Here is a 26,340-nt window from a genome sequence, read left to right as displayed (position 1 = left end):
GAATGGAATTGTCAATCGCGCAGATCATTAAATACGAAGGTGATAACAGCACCTTCGTATGGAAGCACCCCAGTGAAGATTTCAATACGTCTACACAGTTGATCGTTCATGAATCGCAGGAAGCCATTTTCTTTATGAACGGTCAGGCACTGGACTTGTTTGGTGCTGGTCGGTATACCCTTGAAACCGAAAACATCCCTCTTATCCGTAAAGTCGCCAATCTTCCAACAGGAGGACAGACACCTTTCCATTGTGAAGTCTATTTTATAAATAAGACGGAGCAAATGGCAATTCGGTGGGGTACAGATAGCAAAGTCCAGTACCTCGAACCTACATACAAATTTCCTATCTCGATTGGTGCCAGCGGTGAAATGTCGCTTAGTGTGTCCGATTCCAGAAAATTGCTCATTAAACTGGTTGGCACGGAAGCCTTTTTAGGACAGGCAAAGCTGATTCAGTTCTTCCGGGCATTCCTTATGACGAGGGTAAAAACATACATTGCCCAAACAATGGCAGCAAATGCAATCAATATCTTTGAAGCGGATGCTCATCTTACGGAGTTTTCGGAAGAGCTGCACAAGCGGCTTATTCCGGATTTTGCTGACTATGGTATCAATCTGAACAAGTTCCTTGTTACCACGATCGTAAAGCCAGACGGAGAACCACAATACGAAAAATTCAAAAATCTGCATTTCCGCCAGTATGCGGATATCATGGACGCAAAGCTGCGTCAACAGGTCGGGGTGATTGATCAGCAGACGGCTTCCCAGCGAATGGTGATAGAAGCGCAGGGTATTGCGCAAAAGCGGAAGATTGAAGGATACACCTATCAGCAAGAGCGTGGATTTGATGTGGCTGAGAAGGTCGCATCAAATGAAGCAGTGGGTCAGTTCACGAATATGGGTGTCGGGCTTGGTACGATGGCTGGTGTAGGCGGCGTGGTAGGAGGAATCGTTGGAGATTCGATTCAAAATGCCTTTGGAGCGACACCTTCTCAGGCCGGAAGTCCGCCGCCAAGTGAAGGTAATCGCTTTTGTGACCAATGTGGAGCGGAATTAACACCGGGCGCACGATTCTGCGATAACTGCGGAGCACCTCAAACATCGCCAGATACTTGTCCTCAATGTGGGTTCAAGTTTATAAAGCCCGGAAAGTTCTGCCCGAAATGTGGAGCAAAGAGAGAGGGTTGAAAATGAAAAAGAACAGTGTAAAAGGATATGCGCTCATAGGAATCATTTTCATCCTTATAACCGTTGTTTCGCTGGCGATTCCTACTTCTAAAAGCGCAGCCTTTTGGATTGCATATATTTTTACGGTAGTTGCGCTTGCGGCACAGATTGTCTTATGGAAAAGGGCTTTTGGTCATAAAGAACTGAAAAGCAAGTTCCTAGGTTTTCCCATTGTCCATATTGGCATTGTGTACCTTGTTGTTCAGATTGCTGTTCTTTTCATATTTGTGTTTGCGGAGAAACTTCCAACATGGTCTGCTCTTGTGATTTGCACTGTTATCGCCGCCATGGCTGCAATTTTTATGATTGCAGCTGATGTGGGGCGAACAGAGATTGAAAAAGTTGAGCAGAAAGTTCAAGGAAAAGTTTTCTATATCAAAAATCTTCAAGTTGATATTGAAATTCTTGCAAGTGCAGAGAAAGATACAAAAACCAAAGAGCAACTAGAGCAGCTTGCTGAAAAGATACGTTTCTCTGATCCTATGAGCAATGAACAGTTGGCTGTTTTGGAAGATAAAATATCGCTTGCAGTTGAAAATCTGAAATCTTCGGATGATAAAATGAAAATCATAGAAGATCTTAATTTGCTGCTTGATGAACGAAACAGGAAATGCAAAATTCTGAAATAATTGGAGGATATGTAAATGAAGCGGTTGACTTGTGAAATGTGCGGAAGCACGGATTTAATCAAGCAGGATGGTGTTTTTGTCTGCCAGACCTGCGGTTGCAAATACTCCATTGAAGAAGCCAAAAAGATGATGGTGGAAGGTACCGTAGAAGTTACCGGTACAGTCAAGGTTGATAACTCGGCGGCAATCGAAAATTATCTGGACATGGCTCGAAATGCAATCGACGCAGGCAATAACAAGGAAGCTGATGAATATTGCAATAAAATCATTGAGATGGATACGGCCAACTGGGAGGCTTGGCTTATTAAAGGAAGGGCTGTCGGATGGCAATCCACGCTTGGTAACAATCGCGTTGGAGAAACAATCAACGCATTTTCTAAGGCACTTGAGAATTGTCCAGAAGATATGAAAGACACATTGGGTGAACAATGCAAATTGCGTTTGGGCGAGCTACAAGCGGCGATGCTCATGACCCGAATCAAATGTTTTAAGCCTCATCCGAGTGTACACGATGTGGAAGGTTTGAAGAGTGATGTATCCTCAATTATTACAACAACTTTGAACTTCTTAGCTAAAGCGAATATCAAAGTGGATGCTATCGGGAATGTAAACTATGCACGAATCGTCAACAATGGAATCTGCGATGCATGGAATGATGTATATAGTAACTACAAAGGCGATGAAGGCTATCCCACCGATTACGAGTTCAAAAATTTTCTTGAAGAGGGCAATTGCTTGATAGATGCACTCAAACTTGCGCTTGTATTATGTGGTAGCGAAAATGGCAATAAGGTAGTAGATGATCTGAAAGTACAGATTTATAATAATCTTATTCATATTCAGACTGAGCTCATGAATGGTCAATCTTACGAAGTGAGCTTTGACGGTGGCTATAAACACTATAATCGAAATCTGTATCTTGCAGATGGTGCTAAGAAGCTTCGTCAAAATGAAATTGACGAATGGAATCGTGGCATTTCCGAAGTAAGAACGGCCGAAAAAGAAATTGCTCAAAAAGTCGAAGAAGCCAGACGGAAGGCCGAGCAGAAAAAAATTGCCGAGTATTGGGTAGCTCACCCTGAAGTGAAATCACAAATTGAAGAACTGGAAGCTCAAAGAGATGAGCTTACAAGAAGACATTGTGAAGTCCAAAGTGAACTTAACAGCAAGAAGGAAAGTCTCAATAACCTTCCCTCTTTTGCACTGCGCGAGCAAAAACACAGTGAAGCAGAGCAGCTGAAAGAGCGTATTCAAAAACTCGGCTTCTTCCAAGGAAAAGAGAAAAAACGGCTTCAGAAACAGCTAAAAGAACTGTCCGGGGAAATGGAGCAGTTGACAAAGGTAGTTGCTTCAGAGAAATTTGAAGCGGAAAAGGAACTCAAACCACTGAATATGCAACTTGACCAGTTGAATGGTGAAATTTCTGAACTGACAAATAAAATTATAAAACTTAAAGCGGGAGCTGCGATTTTTGCAACGTCTGAAAGTGAAGAAACGGAGCAATCAGATTTGCTTGAGCAATCCTCGATGCCTGTCGTACAGCCAACACCCCAATGCGAAGAAAAATTCGATGTAATCCTTGTGCGGGCGGGTACTACCAAAATGCAAGTCATCAAGCTGGTGAAGGATATTACTAATCTGGATTTGAAAGAGGTAAAGGCCATTGTTGATGGCACTCCAAAGGCTATCAAGGAGAAGGTTTCCAAGGGTGAAGCCGAGGAAATCAAACGAAAAATTGAAGCAGTTGGCGCTACAGTCGAAATTAGATGAACCGATACCATAAGGAACCATCTAGTATAACTTGCATATAATACGATTGAGTGTTTTTTGAATTTAAGTGCTTGAACTTACGTCCTTTTGTGGTATAATAAAGCTAGAGGATAGCGGCATTGACCAGCTATCGGTGGCGATGAAACAGTAGACTGGTTCGGTATCAGCCGATTGTGGAGCCAGACCGTGGGTTAAGCGATAACCACAAGCCGAATAGATTCGATGAATCGAAAGAAAACGCTTAATAGGAGCCTTGCCTTTCGGCAGGGCTTCTATTTTTTTGAGGGAAGGTGAAAACGTGCAGGACGAACAGCAAGATATTTTGTATCGGGCAGCAGAAGTCTGGAAAGAACTGACTGAGTACCACTATGTTTTCACCTACGGCTATAAGGGTGAACTGCACGAGATCAAGCTGACATTTTCACCAGAGGACTTCCCTCACCTTGCTGGATTCCACTACCTGAAAGATATTGCCCTTCCCCGGTATAGCCCGCGCAAAACAGTGGATATGATTCTATCCGGCAAGATCACCTACGACAAGGTAAAGAAGGGTACACTCTATCAGGAGTATGTGAAACCGCGTCTGCTGGCACTGGTGCGGTTGAAAGAAACACTGGAACAGGAGTTCGATTTGTTTTCCTATATGCCCCAGTTCTATCCGTTCGTGACCAAAATCAAAGCGGATTACTTGATTTCCAGCCAGATTGAACCAACTGCCTTTGTATTCATTATCCGTGAATCCCTTTCCGGCAATGCGATATGTGACTTTCTGTGTTGTTCTGCTTTTGAAGAGAGCGGTCGCGACTACCGCGCAAACCAACGTCCCCGAACCCTCCTGAAGAAGGAGCGTGTACATATCGAAACACAGGACACGGTGGTTCTGTATGACCGCTTGTCGAAGGCAGGGGAATAAGTTTGACTAAATAAAAATGCCTAACCATGGCAGGTGCTTTGCAATGGTTAGGCGTTTTAAAGATACAATATGGTGGTATAAAGATGATTTTGTTAAAGAGAATCAATAGCTGAAAGCAGTGTTTTGGCGTACTGCTTTGCGGTGTCTTCCAAAATACTTTGCCTGATCCCAAAAATCCAGAATATAAGCAAGATAATGTTGAAAGAGAATGCGAGATAATTCCTCATTGGTATTAAGGAAAGATTTTTAAAGTAAAGTAATGAATATATGGCGACAAAAAGACCCAATACTATGCATGAAACAATTCCAAGTGGTTTGCATGAAACAAGAGTCTTATAGAACCCGTAGTTGATATTTTCTTCTATGACTAGAGGGGAATTCCTGGTTTTTTCCCTTAAATACCGAACCGCACTTTCGCAGCATTGACGAAAACCTTCACTATCATTAGGGGATTGAAAAGCTGCAAATGCCACATTTGTTTTAACGAGGATGTTATAGTAGCGCTTTTTTGTGACAGGGTTAAGTGTATTGTCATGAGGTAGGAGAAACTCTACAGCATAGTTTTTGAAAGCAACTCTCTTCTGACAAATATATCTTTGAAAAATTGGAAGGCAGTTGGTAAACGCCAAAAGAATTGCAACCAAAACAGAGGATGAGATAAATGAGAACAATTCATCAAAGCATAGAAATACGGTAAGCACAAGGGGAGCAAAAATTATAATGCTACTGCTTAGACGTACACGAATATTATAAGAGTCAAATAAATCTAATTTCATATACTCTCCTTATAAGAGCTGCTTATACGCTGCGTGAATGCGTTTTTCTATGGCCCCAGGTGTGTTGTAGAAACAAAGCTCGGCATCGGAAATATCAAATTGAAATCCATAAGGAATGCCGCTTCGTAGCGGACACAAATCCTGACAAAAATTAGGAACATATATTTCACAGTCACGAGCAAATTTTCTGAAAATGTTCCCAAAACAGCTAGTGATAACAACACGACGTTCAGGGAGCTGATGGATATGCGAAAGCATGTACTCCCAAACAAAGTTTGTATGTCCGGTGATGAAAAGTATATTGGAATAATTCCTTCCTAGCGGAACAAGGACAATAAAGTTTCCCTCTGATTTTGTTGGAACAAAATACAGATGGAAGATGTCATACAAATAGGTTTGACGAGCATGCAGTTCTTTGAACTGGCTCTGATGTAGTAAATACCTCATAATCAAAACCCGTAGAAATAGGAACGAACAGGATAAGTGGTGCCAAAGGAGGAAGCTGTGCAAGTCTGGTCTCCGTTTTCCGTATAGAAAATCACATGTCCACGAGGATGCATGGCTTTCAAATTATCAGAACCACCGTTTGAGTTTCCAGTATTATCAGAAACATAGTAAATAGTACTATTATTTTTGCAGGCAAAAATCTTCTCGGCTTGTTCTAGTTTTCCATGATGAGGAAGCTGAATAGCAGAATGTGACTTTACTGAATCTTCAATCGCAGTAAAACTACTGTCGCCGGTGAGCAATAAACGATTACCGGAGCCAAAATCGACAGATAGCTGAGTGCTGACAGCATTTACAATTGTTTCCTTGTCGATAAGGTCACTTTCTCGACTATCAATCCTTTTAGCAACGGCATTTAAAGAGTATTCTTTTCCTGGACCTGGAATAGAAACTCCTGCAGATACCGCAGTATCGGTAAAAATGTCTTTAAGCTCCACTTGTGCAGACAGCGAATAGATATTGTTATAAATTTCCGCAATCCGATTGGCGATGGATTCCCGCGTGCGACGTTTATCGTTGACCCGATCCAAAAGCTCATCTTTGTACTTTAGCAAGAGAAGAGTGTAGACTTCCGAAAGAACACCATGTTCAATTAGGTAGGGGATTCCATCGAAGTGATCGGCATCGTTATGAGATAGTACTAACTTTGCTTTTTTGAAGCCGTGAGTATCCATATACTGAACAACCCGGCGTGCGTGTTCTTCGCAACCACAGTCGTAGATGACTAGTTCGGTGCCGCTATCCAGAAGGATGCAGTCGCCATTGTTTTTACTGGAATCGGAATAATTGCGTGCGCTAAAAAATCTTACAACCATAAATTAAGCTCCTTATAAATAGTTGTCCGGGCACCTAAAAGGAATTCCTCAGGTGCAGTGATGGCAACGGCACGAAAAACGGTGCAATGCCGCAACCGAGCATGACTTGCCAGAAAATTCCGATTGCAGGAAGGCTTGATTTATGGTATAATGCCAATGATATAGAAGTATCAAGCCGGCAATCCGTTGGAATAGCTGGGAAAGAAGACGCCCTGGCAGGCGTCTTTTTTCATGCCCGAAACGGAAGATTGGCACTTGGAGAGCCCAAGTGCTAACCCCTTGTCTGCATTGTACCTCCAAAAGAAATGATTGTCAAGGCTTTTCGGAAAATAATTAGTAAAAATGAGAATATGCTCATCGAAATGACGAGTTAAATTCACACAAAGCAAGATTAAGACTTGAAATTTCGGGCAAGGTGTGAGATACTGGTGGCAAAGGAGAGAGAACAATGTTTACGAAGATAACACTGGAGAACTTTCGATCATTTGACCACATTGAGTTGGATTTAACGGAAAAAGGAAATACGGCCAAGCATCTTGCTATTCTTTACGGAGAAAATGGTGCGGGCAAGTCCAACTTAATGTCTGCTTTTGTTCTGCTGCCAGAACTGACACGCACAATGGATGCGAGAGCGGCCTATGAACGCATTTTAGCGCAAGGTGCTATTTTCCAAGATGAAAATATGGAAAAGGAAATGCGGGAGCACATACGACAAAGGTTACGTGATATGTCTGCCATCATTAAAGATTACCAAATGGCTGATTGTGAAAATCCTATTATTGCCGAATACGAATTTAATATTGATGGAAATAACGGCTGCTATCGAGTGGAGTTTGGGCAAGATGAAATTCTTCATGAACGGCTGGAATTTGTTCTTAACCGTCGCCGCGGACTGTATTTTGATTGTAGCGTTACAGGCATCAATATAAATGATTCAATTGTCGAAAAAGAGCAGGGAAAGGAATTTTTGACAGATGTAAAAGAAATGGCAAAACGCTATTGGGGAAAACATTCGCTCCTGGCAATTTTAATTTACGAGATGAAGGATAAATCCAATTCGTTCGGACGTGATAACATAACAGAGAATTTCAATGTGGTTCTGAATGAATTCCGAAATTTATCTTGCACGGTATCTATGGGAGACAAAAGTTGGGAAGGTCTACACGCACAATTGAAGGTTTTGAATCAGCCATTGTCGGGTAAAATCTCTCTCAAACGAGAACATGAACTTGATCAAGTAGAAGCATTTTTTTCACATTTCTTTGCAATGTATGATCCAAGTATTCGTTGTGTCACCTACGAAAAAGAGTATGTGGGTGAGCTGATTTACTATAAGTTGATGGAAGAAAAATATATTGCCAATAGCTATCGCCGCATAGAATTCAAACGGGAATCAACAGGTAATCGACAGTTACTAAGAATATTGTGCTATTTGCTGGTAGCGTGCATGGGAAAAACTGTAATTTTAGATGAAGCAGAAGCGAATATTCATGACTTGTTGTTTCAAAATCTGTTAGAGACGATTCAGCCTATGATTAAGGGACAGCTAATTATGACGACTCACAATACCATGCTGATGGAGGCAGACTTTGCAAGAACTGCGACTTATATTTTGCAAATGAATCCGGAATTTCCATGGGATAAACAGATAAAGTGTATTACAGATTATAAAAAGCGTACCTATGCAACCAACAATATCCGTAATAAATACTTGAATCGAGAATACGGTGGAGTGCCAGAATTGAAAAGCACAGAATTACGAGAACTATTAGAGAAAATGTGCGAATAATTGGCGCAATAAAGAAAATCCCCTGTTTTTCACATGGCGTAGCACATTGTGGAAAACAGGGGATTTTAATGATGAAGATTTAATCTTCTAATCTGCCGTGGTCGCAACTGAGGGAAAGATAATGCTCTATCTCACCACCCAGCACAAGCTGTGCATACTCCAATGGCTTGTTCCACAGAAGCCAGTCCAGCTCTGCCCGCTGTGCCGGGGTGTTGCCATACTCGTCCTCCACGGCGATGCAGTCGATGGCAAGAGTGGTGCCATCCTCGAACCGGGCTTCCACCCGGTTGGTGTCCATATTGAAGCGGCAGGAAAGCAGTTTGTTCATGGTGAACCTCATTTCTATATCAAACGGTGTCTGTTCGGATGTCCTAAACCCTGCCATAAAACCGGTGGTTGATTTGTCCATTGGGCTTTGTTTTGCCCGTCTGCACATTTTTGCACACTTTTTGCACACCTGAATAGCTGAATAACGGTTGCAAAGCATTACACTGTATGCAAATAATGCGGTGTGTGCAAAGGAACGTTTTGCGATGATACGATAAAAACAACGTTTCTTCGAACTTTTGAAATTTGACGAATGATGCGCCTTGGATTCTTTTAATCAGAGGGCCAGGGATTCGAGTTCCCTCGAGCGCACCAAAATCCCACGAGGAATCGCAAGATTCCTCGTGGGATTTTCTTTTTATGCGCCATTTGCACGGTATCTGCACGGTTTTTGCACGGTCCGTATTTTTCGTGTCAGATAGAGTAAGTCCGTGAATTACTCTGCAATTCGTGCTATTTTTTGCAATTCAGGTCAGCAGAGCCAAGCGGAGCTGCGCTTTTACAGAGGGGTCTGCGTCTTTCAGAAGCTCCAACAGTGCCGACACGGAGATAGTCGGTTCTGCTTCAACCGGAGCAGCCTGCACAAGTGTTGCTCCCGGCTTGTAGAAGCCTTCCTCGAACCTTTTACCCAGCTTCTTGCGGGAATCCTGCTGGATGTGTGCATAGGTGTTGACCAGCAGATTGGCACTGGCGTGGCCTGTTGTGCCTTGCACCGCTTTCACATCACCGCCGGAGATCATCAGTTGATAGGTGGCACTGGAATGCCGCAGACCGTGAAACACAATGCGGGTGAACTCCGGGTGCTCGTCCTGCCACTTGATGAACTTCTTGCGGATGAGGATCGGCTCTACCGCCAAACCGTTGGGCAAGCGCAGGAGCATCCCACTGTTGCGGTAGCGTTCCGGGTTAACAGCTTCGTCCATTTCCAGACGCTTTAGCCAGTGCTTCAATTCCTCTTTCAGCACGGCGGTCATAAAGATGGTGCGGTTGGAGGATGCTGTTTTTGTCTTTTTGAGCACCAGCGTTGTGGTGCTGCCCTCACGCTTATCCTCAAATTCCTGCAAGATGCAGTCCTTGCCTGTTTTTGCCAGCGATGCCTTCTGGACGCGCTGCATACACTTGTTGATGCGGAACGTGCCTGTACCGTCTGCTCCCTCAAAATCAAGATCTTCCGGGGTCAGGCCAGCGACTTCGCCCTCTCGCAGTGCGCCCACCAGCGTAAGATGGACTGCCAGATGCAGAATCGGGTCCTCCATGCTGGCAAGTGCGGCCCACATCTCGTCTGCATCCCAGATAGCACGCTCTTGAATTGACTTTTTGGGGCTGTCCACCGGAACGGGGCTTTTGACGAGGATGCCCCACTCCACCGCATACTGAAACGCTGTTCGCAGCAGGCGATGTACCTCGTGGATGGTTGTGCCGGAGAGAAACCGCTGCCGTTGTTTTTCCGAAAGAACCTGCTTTTTGCCCTCATAATACTGGCCGCAGGGCGTTTTGCTGAGGGTAGAATACAGGTCTTCAAGATGGTAGGGCTTGAGCTTTTGCATCTGCATATCGCCGATGTACGGGATGATAAGATTCTGGACGGTACCCAGATTGGATTGATAGGTGCAGGGTGCCCATTTGTGCTTGTTGCATTGCTTGGGAAGCCACTCCATCAAAAACTCCTTGACGGTGATGGTGGACGGAATCAGAAACGTTCCGTTTGCAAGTTCGTGTTCGATCTGTTTTTTGCGATTTGTTGCCTCCTCTTTCGTAGAAAAACTTTCCCATTTGTTGCAGTTTTTACCCTGCTCGTCTTGGTAAGTATAGCGGACACCATAGGAGCTGCCGCGTTTCGTAATATATGCCATACGTTATCTCCTTTTTCAAGCTGCCCGGAGCCACGCATCGAAACTGTCTTTCGGGATGCGGATACTTCCGCCGACCCGAAGAACACGAAATTCGGTAGTGCTGTTGCACAGGTTGTAAGCAGAGCGCAGGCTGATGGACAGCATCTGTGCGATCTCTTCCACCGTGTACACCAGTGTTGTGGCTTTCAGGCTGTCAGTCGGAGACTTGACGGCATTGGTTTGAGTGACCACTTCCATTTTATCGTTATTCGGAATGGTCTGCAAGATATTTTTCGTATAATTCAAAGATTTCACAGTTTCGGTCGCAACAGGCCGAGATTTGTTCATAGGCAAAACCTCCATGTTTTATTTTTGATATAAATTCAAAATCACCTGCTCACGCTGCTCATCCTGCGCCTATTGCACACTGTGAGCAGGCTGAGCAGGGCTTTTTCAAGTTGATTCTATTTTTTAATCCCACGGACTGGGAACATCAACGGGTAAAAACAGGTCAACGTCTACATTGTGAAAGCCCCTGTTTGTGCCGATGCACTTATCGTCATAAACGATGCCCAGACTTTTCTGGTTGTCTTTCAGATGGTGAATAAAGGTGGATGCTGCCAGTGGCTTTTCCAGGTTATCCAGACACCAGCGTTCATAGACTTTATAGAAATCCGTGGATTTGCACTTGGCCCCCTGCCGAATTTCAAAGTAGCCCTCAGATTTGAGGAAGCCCAGAATGTTGTTGCCCTGCTCCATCGCTTCTTTCAGATTCGCGGCGGTGCGTTCACTGATGGTAAACTGATAGTTGTTCCGAATCAGCCGATGCAGCCCCTCCAATGCCCAAAGCAGGATACCCTCTTTTTCACCCCGCATCTTGTCAATGAGGAAAGGATCATCTACCCGGCCAACAGGTTTTTCCTTAGTGGTGAGCAACAGCTGGCGGCGATAGAAACCGTTAGACTTGTCATAGAGTGCGTGTAAGCTGCCATTTCCGAAGCAGGCAAACCGAACATACAGCGTACCCTGCACACTCTGCTGTCCTTTGCGCTCAATGTCGATTTTATCTTCCAGTGTAACAAGGGTCTTGATGTTGTTGGTCTGCGGCAGGGCCCCAGTTTTCATGTCATCGTCCACCAAAAGCAGTTTGTATTCCAAGTCTGCACGGGCAAAGCGGTTGGTTTCTACCTTTTGCAGACTGCCCGTGTACATACTGTTGCCGAACAATTCTCGAAGAATCAGCCCGATTCTGGATTTTCCCTCGCCGCCCTTTCCGACCATCAGCAGCATTTTCTGTGCCTTGGTGACAGGCAGCAGACAATAGCCGATATACTCTTGCAGGGCCGGAATATCTTCTTCGTACAGCAACTCATTCAGAAATTGCAGCCAGCGTGTCGGTGCTGGTGCTTCTGGCACATAGGCGATGGGCAGTCGGTTCATGCAGTATTCTTTTTCAGGGGTAAAGTGACCGTCCACAAAGTATGTGCCGTTTCGGACATGGATGCGGTCTGTCTGAATCTCCGGCGGTTCGGATGCGCAGGCCAGCTTGATGGCCTGCATGATATGTTCAATGCGCCGCGCTACGCTGGTGGTTGCATAATAGCGAATCTGCTCATAGATTTTCTTTTTCAATGAGGCTTCATCCTCGATCATGCCATCCACCGTGAACAATCTGCCTTGAAAGCAGCGCATGGGGTGCAGGCTCAAAAAGTAATCTGCGAACAATGGTTCAATGATTTTCCCGTTGTCACCCACCCAGTTTCGGGCGGGTGCACTATGCTGCTTTTTCGGTTTCTTTGCATCGTTCGATTGCTTTTCCAAGAGCAGTCACTTCCTTTCCGTTGAGTAATTGTTGCTTTTCAGGTAGACTTCCCAGCAAAAGAATATCCAGCAGATATTGCACACGGTCTGCATAGTGTAGACTTGCTACAAAACAAGGATGCAGAGATGCTTCTTGATTTTTGGGTGCATAGGCCATGCGCCAATCTGCCAGCAGGGTACGATAGCTGCACAAGATTTTGTAAAGTTGTTCTTTCGGACTTAGCGGTTTTTCCACCGGCTTGCAGGGAAGTGGTTGAAAATTATCTGTTGCAGAAAGTCCAAAATCTATAGCCAGCTTTTCAGCCGCTTGTAGCAGGGACAGTTGAAACAGTTTTGCGGTGAAGTCTATCACATCGCCATCCGCTCCACAGCCAAAGCAGTGAAACCGAGAGTCCACTTTCATGCTGGGATTGCGGTCTGCATGGAATGGACAGCAAATCATGCTGCTGCGGTTGGACTGAAAGCCATAGGCTTCTGCGGCCTGTCGAGTAGTGATATTCCGTTTTACGATTTCAAATAAATTGTTGTTCTTGAAAGTTGGCCTCCTTTACAGTTCCATGCCATGACTGCGCTTCTTCAGTTTGGTGCATGTCTGCTCACGCTGATTGATTTCTTCCTGCCTCTGATGCAGCTTTTGTAGAACAGACGGACGGGAATCCTCTTTGATTTGCTCCATGGCCGCTTTTTTCACCTCTGGGATATAGAAGAACTGCGTCCCTCTTGAAAGAAGGCTCTTGATTGCCCCAATGATATTTTTCCGCAGGCAGAGTATTTGTTCTTCTGCATATTTTCTGGTGCGGAAGTCTGCAATTCGTTCTGGTTCCATTAACCATTCCAAATGTTGATCAATTTCATTTACAGTTTCCTGTAATGCTTTGTTTAATCCAACATCGGAAACCGCAAGGACCGCTTGGTCATAAGAACCATTTACCGCATCATTAAACAAATCATTTACATCTACCCATTGCGAAAACAGTTCTTCTAATTCGTTCTCCTGGCTTTTAATTTTTTCATTGTTTTTCAAAATCTCTTCAGATTGCCTTATCGCCTGATTGAATAGTTCAGCATATTCATCTCGCTGGTTACGGCAGTCTTCCAGCAATCCGACGTATTGAATACTTTGTTCCTGCAGTTCTTTCTTTTGTTCTGCAATCCGTTCATTTTGCCTTTTCAGGATGTAGTCCTGCTTTTCCAGATAAGCCTGTCCGCCGTATTCCGGCACTTCGTCCAGTTCCAGACCATGGCGTTTGGCAATCTCAAACAGCATCGTGCGGCAGGCTGCATCAAATGTGATTTTGCGGTTGTTGTAGCGTCCAAGGGGCTTGTCTGGTTTTGGCAGTTCAAAACCCAGTGCTTCCAATGCCTTTTCCTGCTGCGGAGCAATCTCGCCATACTTATTTTCACAGTCAAACACATGGCGTTCGTGGATGTGCGGAGTCCCCTCATCCAGATGCAAGGCCCAATCCAGAATGTGAACGTGTTTGCCGAAACGCTCATGGAACTCATCCATAAATTCTGTGGCGATTTGAAAAAGTTCTTTGGGCGAAGCGTGGCTCTCCAGAGTTCCAAGCTGATAGATGCTTTCTTCGGGGCAGGTTTTCTTGCTGGCGAGCAAATCTTCGGTGGAGCGGTTTCGCTCGGTGTGCCGGATTTTGGCGTTGCGCTCATTCTGTCTTTCGGTGAAGTTGGTGTAATGGAGTTTGTAGTAGAGCTTTTCGACTTCTTCAAAAGTGTCGGCCAGACTTTCCTCACTCTTGGGCTGCAGAGCAGAGCGGATGCCGTTATAACAATCCCAATAAATGTTTTGCTGGACACGTTCCGGGTCGATATGCTCGCTGTTGGCAATTTCAAAACTGCGGTCATTGTGCTTTGGGTTATAAGTGCCGTGCTTTCCGGCGCGGCCATTGTGTCGGGTCAGTTTCAGCGACCATCTCTCCTTTCTGGGGTCACGCAGAGAGTGCCGTGCGCGGGGTAGGGGCAACGCGGTGCAGCGGAGCTGCAAATCTGCCGCCTGCTATGCGCCAGATAATACCCAGTAGGATATGACGCAGGGCATCACATCCACTGGGCAAGGCTGCCGCCCTTGACCCGCGCAAAGATCTGCGATCTCTGTACTCTTGCGCCGAACAACCTGACAGACAAGACTTGTGAAGTCCTCTCTGCCAGCTTGCCCGGTTCTTCTTCGGTGTCGGTCTGCCCGCAAGCTGTTCCTGCCCGATTTCCTCCGGCGTACGGCTTCTTCTTGGTGCGCTCTTGTCGTGGCGGCACTTCTCCGAAAAAGCATAGTAGCTTGCAGCCGATCATGTTGTTGTCAAGGTACAGTGTGGTTTTGTAAGAAGTTGTGGACTTTCCAAAATGCAAAGGGGTTCGTTTCTGAAAGTAGTCCCTACACCCTATACAAACTTAAAGGGGTGTTTTTAAACAGGGGGCTTATGAAAATTCTGAAAATTTTCACTTTTTCAAACAACCACCTATACCTATAACATTCTAAAATGGGTGTTTGGCATACAGATTTTCAAATTTTGTTGAACTGCCTAATTTTAGAATATAGATTTCGTTCATTATCCACTTATAGAACTAGCGGAAAGCCGTTTTACAAAAGATTTTGAAAGCCTCTACACTAATAGGAATCCGCAGGACCGTTTTGGAATACAGTTTTGAAAATTTCACAATTTTAGACAAAAAGAAAAACGGCAAAGCGGATAAAATCCACTTTACCGTTTTAGAAGATATTCTATTACGCTGCGATTGCGTTGGCGTTGACCTGTTCAATGGTCTTGCGAATACCAAGCCATACACTCAAATCTGTAAAGACCTCTACGATGCTTCCCTGATCTGTAAAAGGCGGCTCCTGCAAAACAGAGAGGTCCTTCATCGTGCCATTGTGTACGATGTACTCGACAATCTGGTTGACAAAGTAAATCTGTCGGCTGTCGAGGTTAGCACCATCCAGATATTGCGAAAATGCAGCTTTCGCCGCAGCCATATCAAGGCCAACAATTTCCCGCACGAACTCGCCCAGAGGCTTTGTGCCATATTCGGCTTCATAATCCTCTTTTGTGCCGACCTCACTCCAAAGAATTTTTTCGAGTTCTTTGACATCTTCGGCAGTGAGCGGGATGTTGCCTTTCAGTTTGGCGATAGCTGAATTATCCTGATGCTGCCGTACATAATATTCGGCTTTTGCCTTATAATTTTTCAGATCATCGTTTTCCAGCTCGGCTTCTTTCCATTCTGTCGAAAGAATTTCGTCAGAGAAATCTGTGGTGTACCGTACACGCTCGATGGGGATGTACTTGATCAGGTCACGCAACTCTTTTCGGATGTGCTCAAACTCGTTCACATCGGCAGTTTTGATATAGTCGGTCTGGATAATTTTTTTGAGCAGCGTGCGTTTCTGATCGATCTCCGGAATGTTGGACACACTCGCAACCGCTTTTGCTTTTTTCAGCAACTCACTGCGGCCACGATTATACGGCTTCCCGGCAAGATATGCCAACTCGATGCCATACAGCAATGTATCAAAACGCAGTGCTTTCGGGTCGTCCGGCTCCGGTTCGATCAAGGGGGCAAGTTCTTCCCGGGCAATCAAGGTATCTGCATAGGTCAGCGCATTGTAACTGTTCTTGTCCGCATACAACTCGACATATTTCAAATGTTGCTTGACCGCAAAATTGTCACGATTCAGCTTCTGCACCTGACTGACCATGTGCTCCACCAGTGAAGTCCGGAACGCTTTCAGTTCTTCGGTCTGGAACTGCATATCCTGCAATTTATACGCAATTTCAAACTGCAGGCCGAAAATCGCGCCCTGAACGGCAATCATGTTCGGGGTAGCGTTTCCTTTGTTCATGCGGAAGAACTCAAAATTTCCGCAGAAGTCAAAAATGTAAAACTTCTTCTTGTCCTCACCATCCAGAAGCCCCGGACACAGGCGGGTTCCGCGACCGATCATCTGCCAAAATTTTGCCTTGCTCAGAACCTTTTTGAAAAAGACCAGATTCAGTACCTCCGGCACATCGATGCCGGTGTCCAGCATATCCACCGAGATGGCAATCTGCGGCAATTTCTTCGGGTCAGAGAATTCGTCAATGGCACTCTGCGCATAATTGAGCCGATTGTCGATCACCATAGCATAGCCGTTCATGTGCGGATATTCCTGATTGAACACTTTGAGGATCTCTTCTGCGTGGTAGTGGCTCTTGGCAAAAATAATCGTCTTACCAATTTTGCTGCCGTAGTCGATTTTCAAGGCGTTCTGCATAACGACATTCAAGACCTGCCGAATGGTGTCCTTGTTGAACAACCAGCTGTTCAGAGCAGATGCATCAATGCTGGCCGGCAGGTTGCCGTTTTCATCCTCAAAGGTGTTTTCGTAGGCTTCCCGTTCTTCGTCCGAAAGCTCATCGTAGGTGATGCCGTTCTTCATGAACTTGACTTCGCTTTCCACCGAGAGGAAATCAACCAGAAAGCCATCCTTGACGGCCTGCGCCAGCTCATAACCATAGGTGGGCACGCCGTTTTCGAGGTCAAAGATCTCGTAGGTGTTTTTGTCGATCTCATCCTTGGGTGTGGCGGTCAGGCCAACCAGCGGCGCATCAAAATAGTGGAAGATGTCGCGGTATTTATTGTAGATGGAACGGTGTGCTTCATCGCAGATGATCAGATCAAAATGGCCACAGGTGAACAGCTTGCCCTCTGCATCGTGAACGGAATCAATGCAGTTCATCATGGTCTGATAGGTCGAGAACACGCAGTGTGCTGTAAAGTTGTCTTTGTCCTCGCAGAGATTCGTTACGGAAAGCTCCGGCAGGAGGTTGACAAAGCTGCGCTTTGCCTGGGTCACAAGGCTGTTGCGGTCAGCCAGAAACAGCACGTTTTTGACCCAGCCATGCTGCAATAATACATCCACCAGTGCAATGACGGTACGGGTCTTGCCGGAGCCTGTTGCCATAACAAGCAGAGCCTTGCGGCGGTTCTTGCGGCCAAAGCTGTCACAAACAGCCTTGATGGCACCCTCCTGATAGTACCGTCCGGCAATGTTTTTGTTTACATCCACATTGGCAAGGCTAGTGCGCATTGCTTGCAGATTGAACCATTTTTCAAGGTCGCGCTTGGAGTAAATGGAAGCGACCTTGCGCTCGGGATAGATATTGTCCACAATGCGGGTGTCGAAACCGTTGGTCAGGAATACCACCGGGCGGCGGCCAAACTGCTTTTCGAGAATATCTGCATACAGCTTTGCCTGCTGACGGCCTACTGCAACATCCTTACAGGTGCGCTTTGCTTCGATCACAGCCAGTGCACGGCCATCATCGCCGTACAGGACATAATCTGCATAGCCGGTGCCGCTCTTGTTGGGCATCCCGGGCAGAGGGACCTCGTTGACCCAGTTTTTGCCCTCGACCCACCCGGCATCGGTGAGCATGGAGTCGATATACAGTTTCCGGGTCTTGTATTCCGAAAGTTCCAGCGGCTTGGGTACATAGGTGGGCTGCTGCGTTTCGCGGCGGGCGGTCAGCTGCGCCTTGAGCTCAGCGTTTTCTTTGATAAGTGCATCCAAATCCACATCCGGCAGGGCGGGCTGTGCAACGGGTGCAGCAGGCTGTTGTGTGAGCAGGGAAGCGTCAAATTTCTTTTCCTGATAGCTTGTTCCATAGCAGTACGCTACGAAATCAAGGAACAGAAACAGGTTTTCGAGGCAAAGTTCCGCCTGTTCCCGGCTGATGCTGCGGCTTCCGTGGGCGGCATCATTGCCGCGCTTGCGAATAAAATCCATCCGCCGCCACAAATCATCGTCTACAATGTCGTGAAACTCTTCTGTACTCATCAGGCTGATGAGCTTATCATCCCACGGCTTGACGAGGGAGCTGTCCACCGAATACATCCATTTGACTGCAAATTCCATGGCACGGCGGCAGTCCAGCACAGCGGTGGCCGCATCAATGGGCAGAATCCTCTCCGCAGCAATCGCGGCATCCGCAAAGCCGGAAAATTGCGGGTCATCCTTCAGAAAGTCAAAGTTGGTCATGGTGGGGGCTCCTTTTTACAACTTAATTATTGAATTGCAAATTTTTTGTCCAATAGATTAGGAACTTTTTCCCAGTCCACTTTTTTATAAATCATGCTATTATAAAAATCTATTTCTGGCGTATGAACTCCAATTGCTGGAATCCCATTTGTTTCATATGCAAGTTTTTTCAATGTTTCATTTTTTAGAACGCTACTATTGACAGCTGGTGACATAAAAATATTTTCGGTATACTCAAAAGCCAAATAGCATAAATATCGTTCTTTTTCAGTTGCATTCAATTTTTCAAACTCTCTTTTGAACGTTGAGTATCGCTTTTGTGCAGTTTCAATACAGAAAAGTCCAACTACAGTATAGTCTCTTAATGGAAAAATATATAGGTGCAAATCTTTTACTAAATTGGATTTCTCTATATTGTAAACGTCATTTACAATTGCTCCACTTATTGACCTATAAGGCACAATAGATGATTGACATGCAAACGGTACTTTATGTGGAATCTTTTTCCAGAAAATGATTTTATATCCTTCTGAGCTTTTTCCTTCGATTATCCGCTTTGCTCTATTTAACATTGTTGAATAGTCGACGATATCATGTTTTTGTGCCGCTTGTGTATATGATATATTCGCTCCATTCCACATTTCATGAACTTTTTTGCAAAGGACAGTCTCATAGTTTCTCTTATAAAGCATCATCAAAAAATTCTTGACTTCGATCTCAGCCATCATTTTATTTGTAGGTCTTTCTGAAAGACGAATTGCATTTTCATAATCCGAAAAATATTTACTGTCACAGTCTCTACAAATAAATTGGAACGTTCCCGAATTCTTGATACCCCTTTCTCCACCCTCCAATTCTGATACAGGCATCCATATATTGGAAGAAAAAGTGTACAGTTGAAGCAACATCCCATTACATGCGATATTTTGCAGAACAAATTGAGGAATTGAATGTGAATTACAAAAGCTCGTTTGTATTTTTCCGCAAATCGGACAAGATTCCATTTTGGCTGTTCGCTTACTCTCTTTTACTATATTTCTGATAAACTTTACTTCATTGATGTTTAATTCACCCATTGATTACGTCTCTCCCAGTGAAATTTTATGCTCACTCAACTTATTTGAACTCTAAGTTTTATTCAAAAATTGCCGAAGATTATCAGAAAGAAAATTCATATAGTTATATAGAGATTTAGTTGTTCCACCCAAGTTCAAAAGCTAATACTGCTAAACAAGCATAAAATGCTTGTTGCTGATGTTTTGAATCCAAATTACGAGCTGCTTCAATCAAATCGTGTGTTGCGTTCACAGCCTTTTGAACTTGTGCATCTTGATTCTGCTGGTACTGCCACATTGCTTGTGATTGAATCGACTGATAGTAATTCGGGTTCACATAAGTTGGGTTAAACATCTGATTGCAAAATTGATTCATCGTAAAGGCTCCTTTCATATTGTATAAATTCGATTTTTATCATTATATCATGAATTTTATCGTTATACAACATTTTGAACAAAAGGCGACATGGTTCAATAAAATATACCGGCTTTTTGCTGATTTTGAAGAGATTTTCTGTCGTCAAGTGGAAATTAAGGCTTGCATTCTTGCTTTTACGGTTAGGTCGATGGCCGTACAGACACCTTGAAAATTTTTCTCAACTTCCAAATTGGAAAAACGAACGACTTTTACACCGTATTCTGCAAAAATTGCCGACCGTTCTTTATCGTATGCCAATCCCTGCTCATCATAATGCTGGGAGCCATCTAGCTCTATAACCAATCGTGCTTCATGGCAGTAAAAATCTGCGATGAACGAATCAATCGTTTTCTGCCGCTGAAATCGAACGGGATAATTGTGTAGAAAGTCATACCGTAGATGGCTTTCCTGTTTTGTTGCCTTTTTTCTCAACTCTTGTGCGCGGGGAATCAGCTTTTTCTGATAGGGCAAGGACATCTTGGAAATCACTCTTTCCGTCACAACTTGCGCTGTGCCACCTCCCTCAAGGAGGTAGGCTTTTGTCTGACCGCCACGTTTTAAGGCTCCCTCTTTGAGGGGGCTGTCGCCGTAAGGCGACTGGGGGAGTTACCCAAAATACTGTTGCATCAGGCTGTCAAAGAGTAATTGTGTCTGGTCAAGGGCTTTCTGCACTTCAACTTTTGATTTGTCTACCTCGGCTACAAAGGCGGCAAACTGGTTTTGGCATTCGATTGACGGAAATGGAAATTTAATTGAAGAAAGTTGACTTTTACTCAAGATACCTTTAAGTGCCATGTTGATGGTTTTATGAATGGCAGGTTTTGATAGAATCATTAGCCAATAAAGATATAAAACATTATCGCAAGTTGGGGTAATCGCATTGATTTGCTGATTGAATGCAACTCTTCGATTAGTTACCGCAACATTTCCAATGCAGTTAAGACTTCCTGCAATGCACGTCATAAGTAGGCTGCCTGATTCGACAAAACGACATTTCTGGAAACCAACTTCTGATAAGTACTCTTGAGCCGGAGTGAGGAATGTTGATGGAGTGTTAATATTATCTGACTTTATCCATTCAATAAATGTCCCGTAATTTTCTGGCTCTGCGCGAGATGGCGTATTTCCAGTTATTATTTCACACCGTTGCCCAAGTTCAACAGTTGGCCAATTAAAAGGATTGGTTACGGGGTCACCAAACATCTCCACAAATCGAGCTTTGATAAGTTCATCTAGCTTGGTAAGCTGCGCTTGACGGCTATCCAAAGCATTTTTTGCATGGCGAATCGTTGTCAATGCCAACCTTTGCTGCTCAATATCAGGAAGTGGGACGTCTAACTCCAACAGTGTCGGGGTTGGCAAACTTCTTCTGCGCGCAGTTGAACCACGCAATTTTGCCTTATAATAGTCAATCGCACGATTGCAGCGTAACGCATATTCCAAAAATTCAGGGATGATTTTTGTCTGGTCAACATCCCAGATGCCATAGGCAGGGCTTACAATTCCGGCATCTGTGATCCGCTGCGTTGCGAGAACACCCTCGTCAATCGGAAAGCCGATAACAAGCTGATTGCGATGCACAACTTTATAAGTGGATTTATCCTGCGATGCAACTGATTTCTTGAACTTGTCACTCTGGAAAACCAAGCCATTGTGCATGGTCATCGAAAGCACTGGATAATCGTCATTTCCGCACTTTTGGAGCTTAGCAGGCTTTATCAAAGTGCCGAGTTTCACCATTTTTACTGTGGTCATCGTTTCCTCACCAAATTAGAATTGTTTCATTTCAAAAGTTCTTCCAAAGCGTCCATCTCTGCGTCAATCTTCTTTTGCAAATCACGCAGCTGTGCCATAATTTCCTGTGTGGAAGGATACTCCACCGGCACATACTCGGTCTTTTTATACTTGTTGATGGACAAATCATAGTCGTTGCCCGCAATCTCGTCTTTCGGCACAAAGAAGCTCTGTTCCGTGCGCTCACGGGTGGCTTCAGCCTCCCGGTTGTGGAAGCGAGCGATAATATCGGGGATGTCGTTTTCCGTGGTTGGACTGCGCTTATCATCCAGAGAGAAGCCGTCGGCCTTCATATCATAGAACCAAACATTATCCGTACCGCCGTGGCCGGTCTTGGTGAAAATCAGGATAGCGGTAGAAACGCCCGCATAGGGCTTGAACACGCCGGAGGGCATGGAAATTACGGCTTCCAGACGGTTGTTCTCGATGATCTCCTTGCGAATCGCCTTGTGTGCAGTGGAAGAGCCGAACAGAACTCCATCCGGGACGATGCAGGCACAGCGTCCGCCGACCTTCAGCATTCGCAGGAACAGGGCGAGGAACAGCAGCTCAGTCTTTTTGGTCTTGCAGAGCTTGAGCAGGTCGGTGGAAACAATGTCGTAGTCCAGACTGCCCTTGAATGGGGGATTTGCCAGAATCAGGCTGTATTTGTCCTTGTCGGGGTTCTGGTCGCTCAGGCTGTCGCGGTACTCGATGAACGGGTTGTCCACGCCATGGGTCATCATGTTCATAGCACCGATGCGCAGCATGGTGCGGTCCATATCGAAGCCGTGGAACATGTGGTTCATGTAGTGGTCTTTGTTTTTGCGGTCAAAAAACACTTCCTGCTTGCGATTTTCACGCAGATATTCGCCAGCGGCCACAAGGAAGCCAGCCGTGCCGCAGGCCGGGTCGCAAATCACATCATCAGCGCGGGGCTGCATCAGGTCAACCATCATGCGGATGATGTGGCGCGGCGTGCGGAACTGACCGTTGACACCCGCCGTTGCCAGCTTGGAAAGCAGGTATTCGTAGATATCGCCGCGAATGTCAGTGTTGGAAAGCTGCGCCGCCTGCTCATACATTCCGTCCATGGCGGTCACGATTTTATCCAGCATCAGCGGCGTGGGCACTTTGAAAATGGCATCACCCATGTACTTGGCGTAGGCACTGTCCTTGTCGCCGTGCAGATTCTTGATGAAGGGGAACACCATCTCCTGCATGGTGGAGTACATTTTGCCTGCCGGGAAATCGTGGAAAACGCTCCATTTGAGCTGTGTACCGTCCACAGTACGCTCCCCGACCTGCACCTCGCCCGCAAAGATGCTCTTGTAGGGCAGACCCAGCATAGCGGCTTCTTTGGCGTGGGTGTTGTCGCTTTCATCGAGGTCGTGAATGAACATCAGATAGGTCATCTGCTCGATCACATCCAAGGGATTCGTCAGGCCGCCCGTCCAGAAAATTTCCCACAGGCTGTCAATTTTGCTTTTCAGTTCTCCGGTTACCATGTATGTTCCTCCTGCGTGTCGAGAAAATAAGCCCGACAAACAATAATTTGTTATACTGTTATTATACCGTTTCTTCGGGATCGGTTCAATCTGCAAAAGGGGGAAGCCCGGAGTTTTCTACATTGTATGAATTTGATGTTGAAAATTCGATGTTTCGTCCTATTGACGGTTTTGTGCAGAGCAGCTATAATATAATTGAAATTATCATAATTCAAATTATATTAAGCGAGAGGTACACGGTATGGACTTCATCGGCAGAACATCCGAACTGGCAACGCTGAATGCGGAGCTAGAGCACGGCAGCGGCTTTGTGGTGATTTACGGCAGGCGGCGTGTTGGAAAAACGACGCTGATCAAAGAGTTTATCAAAGATAAACGCGCGTTCTACTTTTTGGCAACCACAGAAAGTGAAGCCCAGAGCATGAAGCGGTTTGCCGGAGTGCTTTCCCGCACTACTAAGAACCCCATGCTCAGCAAGGTCACATTCACCGACTGGCTGGATTTATTCCAAGTGGTAGCAGATGACCACCCGGACGAGAAAAAGGTGCTTGTCATTGATGAATTTCCGTATCTGGTCAAGACGAACCCGGATTTCCCGTCCATCTTGCAAAACGCATGGGATGAAGTGCTGAAAGACCATAACGTGATGCTGGTTCTCTGCGGTTCCCTCATCAGCATGATGAAAAAACACGCTCTGGCATACGACAGCCCGCTCTATGGCCGTAGAACGGCACAGATTCGGCTGATGCCGCTGCAATTTACGGATGTGTATGCGGCGCAGAACCTGTCGTTTGAGCAGGCTGTGGAGCAGTATGCCATCACGGGCGGCGTACCGAAATATATGGAGTTTTTCCAGACGGACGAGCCGCTGGTGGAGCAGATTCGGCGTGTGGTACTGTCGAAAAATGGCTTTTTGTATGAAGAACCGGATTTCTTGCTCAACGAGGAAGTGCAGACGCCTATCAACTATTTCTCCGTGCTAAAAGCGATTTCGGACGGCAACCACAAGCTGAGCAAGATCGGTATGACGATGGAGCAGGACACGTCAGCTATTACGCCGTACCTGAAAACACTGATCGACCTTGGTTTTGTTATCAAGAACGTTCCCATCACCGAAAAGAATCCAGAGCGTTCCCGGAAAAGCCTGTACTATGTTTCGGACAACTTCATCCGCTTCTGGTTCCGCTATGTGTACCCGTTCAAGGGAGAGTTGGAACTGGATAACCAACAGATCGTGCTGGACGAGATGGGCAAAGACTTCAAGCAAAAATTTGTGGCTTTCGCTTATGAGAGCATCTGCCGGAATATCTTTGCGGAACTGTGCCGAAAGGGGCAGATCGAATTTGCGCCCTCACGCATTGGCTCTTACTGGCGAAATGATAATGAGGGCGATACGGAGATCGACGTTGCTGCGGTGGATAATCAGCATAAGCGGCTGTTCCTCGGTGAGTGCAAGTACCATGCGAAACCTGTGGATGTGGCGGTCTACTCTGCTTTGCAGGAAAAGGGGCAGTCCAAAGAACTTACAACGGCGTTTAAGGGCTACGAAATTGTGTACGGGCTGTTCTCCAAGAGCGGCTTTACAGATCGACTGGTGGAAATGGCAGCGGAGAATTCCAACCTGATTCTGATTCAGGAAGATGCAGTTTACAAGAAATAATATAATCCGAATTATCATAAGTTTAATTATATTATTGCGGGATTTTCTGTGCGCTATGTTTAGCGACCTTGGACTAAGATGTAGCATCCTTTGCGCAAGGTTTAGCAACCATACCTCAAAAAAGTAGCAACCCCTGAAAAAGTTTGGCAGGTGTTCATATCTCATGGGGTACGGAAAGTGTGGAAAGTGCGGAAACTTGCCATATAAAAAAGCAGAAACTTCTTTCCCCAAATGGCAACCTTTATGCTAAAAGAGTCAACTTCATCTCAAAAACTGGCAACCTCCATGCTAAAAGTGGCAAGTGACATATACAAAATGCCATTATACAGAACTGCCCACTCCCCTGAGAACTCCTCAGACGAGTGGGCATTATGCTTCCCGTATTTCTGACTTACCCTTGCGGTCACTCAAATCGCCACCAAGTCATGGATCAAAAATCATCATTTTTTATTTGTCCCAGAGTAAGTGCACGGTTTCTGCACTGTTTTTGCACGGTTTCAAGGGATGCAAGGGGCACTCTGACTTGCAAAATACGACAAAGGGTGCAGAAATTGCCGGGCAGAAAATCACGATGCTTTGCGCAAAAACGACGTAAACTCGAAACTTCTAAAATCAGAGTGTTCTGCCCGGTGGGCTCTTTTAATCAGAGGGCCAGGGATTCGAGTTCCCTCGAGCGCACCAAAAGGACGACAAATCGTTGAGAGAAACGGTTCGTTGTCTTTTTTGTTTTATATAGGCTTTTTGGGCTTGTACCTATGATTTTTTCAAAAATTTTAGAGGTCAGAGGTACAAAAATGAAGAAGATTCAGAAGAATGCAGTCCGGTTTGATAATCTAAAGCAAGATTTTTTGGACGATAAGAAGTATTCTGGCACGGCAGAAGCCACGTTGAACGGCTATCGGTATGATATTACACGGTTTTTGAAGTTTCTGTCAGATGAACGGTTAGCCGTGAATGAGGCAGGATTCAAGCGGTATGTTATTCACTTGACGGATAGCAGAATGACTGCAAACAGCGTCAACCACTATATCCGTTCGGTGAAAGTGTTCCTTTACTGGTGCATGGAGCAGGACGAAATAGCACCGTTCAAAATCAAGATGGTAAAGGCACAAGAAACCATCAAGGACGTTTACACGCAGGAAGAACTTTGTGCACTGATTCAGCCGCCGAAACGTGAGGACAGCTTTGTTGTCTGGCGCAGTTGGGCTATCATCAACTTTATTTTGGGAACAGCAGCACGAGAAGCAACAGTCTGTGAAATGCAGATGCAGGATATATCTTTTGATGACCGAACGATTACATTTCGGAATCTAAAGAATAAACACGTTCAACTGCTGCCAATGTCGGAAGCACTGGCAAGCGGTCTGAAGAAGTATAGGCTTGGTCATCTGTATCGCTCACTGGCTGTGAACTTCTCAGAACCAACACCATTGTAGACCAATTAAGCAAAGTCAATAGCACAGGTAGCCAATAAGAACGAAATCGAA

At 45.3% G+C, this 26,340-nt stretch carries 22 protein-coding genes; 7 read left to right on the top strand and 15 right to left on the bottom strand.

Going from position 1 to position 26,340, the window contains the following annotated elements:
• The first annotated feature begins 2 nt into the window (after positions 1-2).
• The 4 genes from J3349_RS10190 (at position 3) to J3349_RS10175 (ending at position 4,541) form a co-directional block, all read left to right on the top strand.
• Complete coding sequence (locus J3349_RS10190; protein ID WP_242699616.1) at positions 3-1,190, top strand: SPFH domain-containing protein; 1,188 nt, start codon at positions 3-5, stop codon at positions 1,188-1,190.
• 2 nt (positions 1,191-1,192) lie between these two features.
• A complete protein-coding gene (locus J3349_RS10185; RefSeq protein WP_207677344.1) occupies positions 1,193-1,858 on the top strand; it encodes a DUF308 domain-containing protein in 666 nt (221 codons plus the stop codon).
• 1,407 nt (positions 1,859-3,265) lie between these two features.
• Positions 3,266-3,628 carry a ribosomal protein L7/L12 gene (locus tag J3349_RS10180; protein WP_242699624.1) on the top strand — a complete coding sequence of 121 codons (363 nt, stop codon included), beginning with the start codon at positions 3,266-3,268 and terminating at the stop codon, positions 3,626-3,628.
• 298 nt (positions 3,629-3,926) lie between these two features.
• Positions 3,927-4,541, top strand: coding sequence for a PBECR4 domain-containing protein (locus J3349_RS10175; protein ID WP_347565006.1), 615 nt, complete (start codon positions 3,927-3,929; stop codon positions 4,539-4,541).
• A gap of 92 nt (positions 4,542-4,633) precedes the next feature.
• Here J3349_RS10175 and J3349_RS10170 read toward each other — a convergent pair whose 3' ends face one another.
• The 3 genes from J3349_RS10170 to J3349_RS10160 are packed head-to-tail and all read right to left on the bottom strand — an operon-like array spanning position 4,634 to position 6,639.
• Complete coding sequence (locus J3349_RS10170; RefSeq protein WP_207677342.1) at positions 4,634-5,317, bottom strand: hypothetical protein; 684 nt, start codon at positions 5,315-5,317, stop codon at positions 4,634-4,636.
• Between the two features lie 9 nt (positions 5,318-5,326).
• The gene (locus J3349_RS10165) at positions 5,327-5,764 is read right to left on the bottom strand and encodes a hypothetical protein (protein WP_207677341.1); all 438 of its coding nucleotides are present in this window, start codon (positions 5,762-5,764) and stop codon (positions 5,327-5,329) included.
• A gap of 2 nt (positions 5,765-5,766) precedes the next feature.
• Positions 5,767-6,639: an MBL fold metallo-hydrolase gene (locus J3349_RS10160; RefSeq protein WP_207677340.1), complete on the bottom strand. Its 873-nt coding sequence runs from the start codon at positions 6,637-6,639 to the stop codon at positions 5,767-5,769.
• Positions 6,640-7,087: 448 nt separating this feature from the next.
• On the opposite strand from J3349_RS10160, the gene J3349_RS10155 reads away from it, so the two are divergent.
• Positions 7,088-8,428 (top strand): AAA family ATPase, encoded by a 1,341-nt coding sequence (locus J3349_RS10155; RefSeq protein WP_207677339.1) that lies wholly within the window; start codon positions 7,088-7,090, stop codon positions 8,426-8,428.
• A gap of 79 nt (positions 8,429-8,507) precedes the next feature.
• On the opposite strand, the gene J3349_RS10150 is transcribed toward J3349_RS10155, so the two are convergent.
• From J3349_RS10150 to J3349_RS10095, 12 genes are all read right to left on the bottom strand, one after another.
• On the bottom strand, positions 8,508-8,756 hold the full coding sequence (locus J3349_RS10150) for a DUF6061 family protein (RefSeq protein WP_207677338.1): 249 nt from the start codon (positions 8,754-8,756) through the stop codon (positions 8,508-8,510).
• A gap of 466 nt (positions 8,757-9,222) precedes the next feature.
• Positions 9,223-10,608: a site-specific integrase gene (locus J3349_RS10145; protein WP_207677337.1), complete on the bottom strand. Its 1,386-nt coding sequence runs from the start codon at positions 10,606-10,608 to the stop codon at positions 9,223-9,225.
• A gap of 15 nt (positions 10,609-10,623) precedes the next feature.
• Positions 10,624-10,935, bottom strand: coding sequence for a helix-turn-helix domain-containing protein (locus J3349_RS10140; RefSeq protein ID WP_207677336.1), 312 nt, complete (start codon positions 10,933-10,935; stop codon positions 10,624-10,626).
• Between the two features lie 123 nt (positions 10,936-11,058).
• Complete coding sequence (locus J3349_RS10135) at positions 11,059-12,342, bottom strand: DNA primase family protein (RefSeq protein WP_207677335.1); 1,284 nt, start codon at positions 12,340-12,342, stop codon at positions 11,059-11,061.
• Between the two features lie 19 nt (positions 12,343-12,361).
• Entirely contained in the window at positions 12,362-12,850 is a 489-nt protein-coding gene (locus J3349_RS10130; RefSeq protein ID WP_207677334.1) for a CHC2 zinc finger domain-containing protein, read from the bottom strand.
• Between the two features lie 105 nt (positions 12,851-12,955).
• The gene (locus J3349_RS10125) at positions 12,956-14,410 is read right to left on the bottom strand and encodes a hypothetical protein (protein WP_207677333.1); all 1,455 of its coding nucleotides are present in this window, start codon (positions 14,408-14,410) and stop codon (positions 12,956-12,958) included.
• A 735-nt stretch (positions 14,411-15,145) separates the two neighbouring features.
• Complete coding sequence (locus tag J3349_RS10120) at positions 15,146-18,439, bottom strand: DEAD/DEAH box helicase family protein (RefSeq protein WP_207677332.1); 3,294 nt, start codon at positions 18,437-18,439, stop codon at positions 15,146-15,148.
• 26 nt (positions 18,440-18,465) lie between these two features.
• Positions 18,466-19,515 carry a hypothetical protein gene (locus J3349_RS10115; RefSeq protein WP_207677331.1) on the bottom strand — a complete coding sequence of 350 codons (1,050 nt, stop codon included), beginning with the start codon at positions 19,513-19,515 and terminating at the stop codon, positions 18,466-18,468.
• A gap of 115 nt (positions 19,516-19,630) precedes the next feature.
• Positions 19,631-19,870 carry a hypothetical protein gene (locus J3349_RS10110; protein ID WP_207677330.1) on the bottom strand — a complete coding sequence of 80 codons (240 nt, stop codon included), beginning with the start codon at positions 19,868-19,870 and terminating at the stop codon, positions 19,631-19,633.
• A 144-nt stretch (positions 19,871-20,014) separates the two neighbouring features.
• A complete protein-coding gene (locus J3349_RS10105) occupies positions 20,015-20,401 on the bottom strand; it encodes an endonuclease domain-containing protein (protein WP_347565005.1) in 387 nt (128 codons plus the stop codon).
• Positions 20,402-20,518: 117 nt separating this feature from the next.
• On the bottom strand, positions 20,519-21,667 hold the full coding sequence (locus J3349_RS10100) for a restriction endonuclease subunit S (RefSeq protein WP_242699614.1): 1,149 nt from the start codon (positions 21,665-21,667) through the stop codon (positions 20,519-20,521).
• 26 nt (positions 21,668-21,693) lie between these two features.
• Positions 21,694-23,193 (bottom strand): class I SAM-dependent DNA methyltransferase, encoded by a 1,500-nt coding sequence (locus tag J3349_RS10095; RefSeq protein ID WP_207677329.1) that lies wholly within the window; start codon positions 23,191-23,193, stop codon positions 21,694-21,696.
• Positions 23,194-23,434: 241 nt separating this feature from the next.
• On the opposite strand from J3349_RS10095, the gene J3349_RS10090 reads away from it, so the two are divergent.
• Positions 23,435-24,853: an ATP-binding protein gene (locus J3349_RS10090; RefSeq protein ID WP_207677328.1), complete on the top strand. Its 1,419-nt coding sequence runs from the start codon at positions 23,435-23,437 to the stop codon at positions 24,851-24,853.
• A 794-nt stretch (positions 24,854-25,647) separates the two neighbouring features.
• On the top strand, positions 25,648-26,289 hold the full coding sequence (locus tag J3349_RS10085) for a tyrosine-type recombinase/integrase (protein WP_207677327.1): 642 nt from the start codon (positions 25,648-25,650) through the stop codon (positions 26,287-26,289).
• The last annotated feature ends 51 nt before the right edge of the window (positions 26,290-26,340 follow it).

Source organism: Faecalibacterium sp. Marseille-P9590 (genome assembly GCF_017377665.1).
In the GTDB taxonomy this organism is placed as follows: domain Bacteria; phylum Bacillota; class Clostridia; order Oscillospirales; family Ruminococcaceae; genus Faecalibacterium.
The sequence above is the reverse complement of the archived record's forward strand: the minus strand, read 5'-3'. Positions and strand labels throughout refer to the sequence as shown.

Bases quoted from the DNA above. Each gene is read 5' to 3' on its own strand.
- J3349_RS10185 (WP_207677344.1), top strand. From the start codon at position 1,193: ATGAAAAAGAACAGTGTAAAAGGATATGCGCTCATAGGAATCATTTTC.
- J3349_RS10100 (WP_242699614.1), bottom strand. From the start codon at position 21,667: ATGACCACAGTAAAAATGGTGAAACTCGGCACTTTGATAAAGCCTGCT.
- J3349_RS10145 (WP_207677337.1), bottom strand. From the start codon at position 10,608: ATGGCATATATTACGAAACGCGGCAGCTCCTATGGTGTCCGCTATACT.
- J3349_RS10170 (WP_207677342.1), bottom strand. From the start codon at position 5,317: ATGAAATTAGATTTATTTGACTCTTATAATATTCGTGTACGTCTAAGC.
- J3349_RS10190 (WP_242699616.1), top strand. From the start codon at position 3: ATGGAATTGTCAATCGCGCAGATCATTAAATACGAAGGTGATAACAGC.
- J3349_RS10130 (WP_207677334.1), bottom strand. From the start codon at position 12,850: ATGATTTGCTGTCCATTCCATGCAGACCGCAATCCCAGCATGAAAGTG.
- J3349_RS10160 (WP_207677340.1), bottom strand. From the start codon at position 6,639: ATGGTTGTAAGATTTTTTAGCGCACGCAATTATTCCGATTCCAGTAAA.
- J3349_RS10115 (WP_207677331.1), bottom strand. From the start codon at position 19,515: ATGGGTGAATTAAACATCAATGAAGTAAAGTTTATCAGAAATATAGTA.
- J3349_RS10110 (WP_207677330.1), bottom strand. From the start codon at position 19,870: ATGAATCAATTTTGCAATCAGATGTTTAACCCAACTTATGTGAACCCG.
- J3349_RS10155 (WP_207677339.1), top strand. From the start codon at position 7,088: ATGTTTACGAAGATAACACTGGAGAACTTTCGATCATTTGACCACATT.
- J3349_RS10095 (WP_207677329.1), bottom strand. From the start codon at position 23,193: ATGGTAACCGGAGAACTGAAAAGCAAAATTGACAGCCTGTGGGAAATT.
- J3349_RS10165 (WP_207677341.1), bottom strand. From the start codon at position 5,764: ATGAGGTATTTACTACATCAGAGCCAGTTCAAAGAACTGCATGCTCGT.
- J3349_RS10150 (WP_207677338.1), bottom strand. From the start codon at position 8,756: ATGAACAAACTGCTTTCCTGCCGCTTCAATATGGACACCAACCGGGTG.
- J3349_RS10120 (WP_207677332.1), bottom strand. From the start codon at position 18,439: ATGACCAACTTTGACTTTCTGAAGGATGACCCGCAATTTTCCGGCTTT.
- J3349_RS10140 (WP_207677336.1), bottom strand. From the start codon at position 10,935: ATGAACAAATCTCGGCCTGTTGCGACCGAAACTGTGAAATCTTTGAAT.
- J3349_RS10090 (WP_207677328.1), top strand. From the start codon at position 23,435: ATGGACTTCATCGGCAGAACATCCGAACTGGCAACGCTGAATGCGGAG.
- J3349_RS10085 (WP_207677327.1), top strand. From the start codon at position 25,648: ATGAAGAAGATTCAGAAGAATGCAGTCCGGTTTGATAATCTAAAGCAA.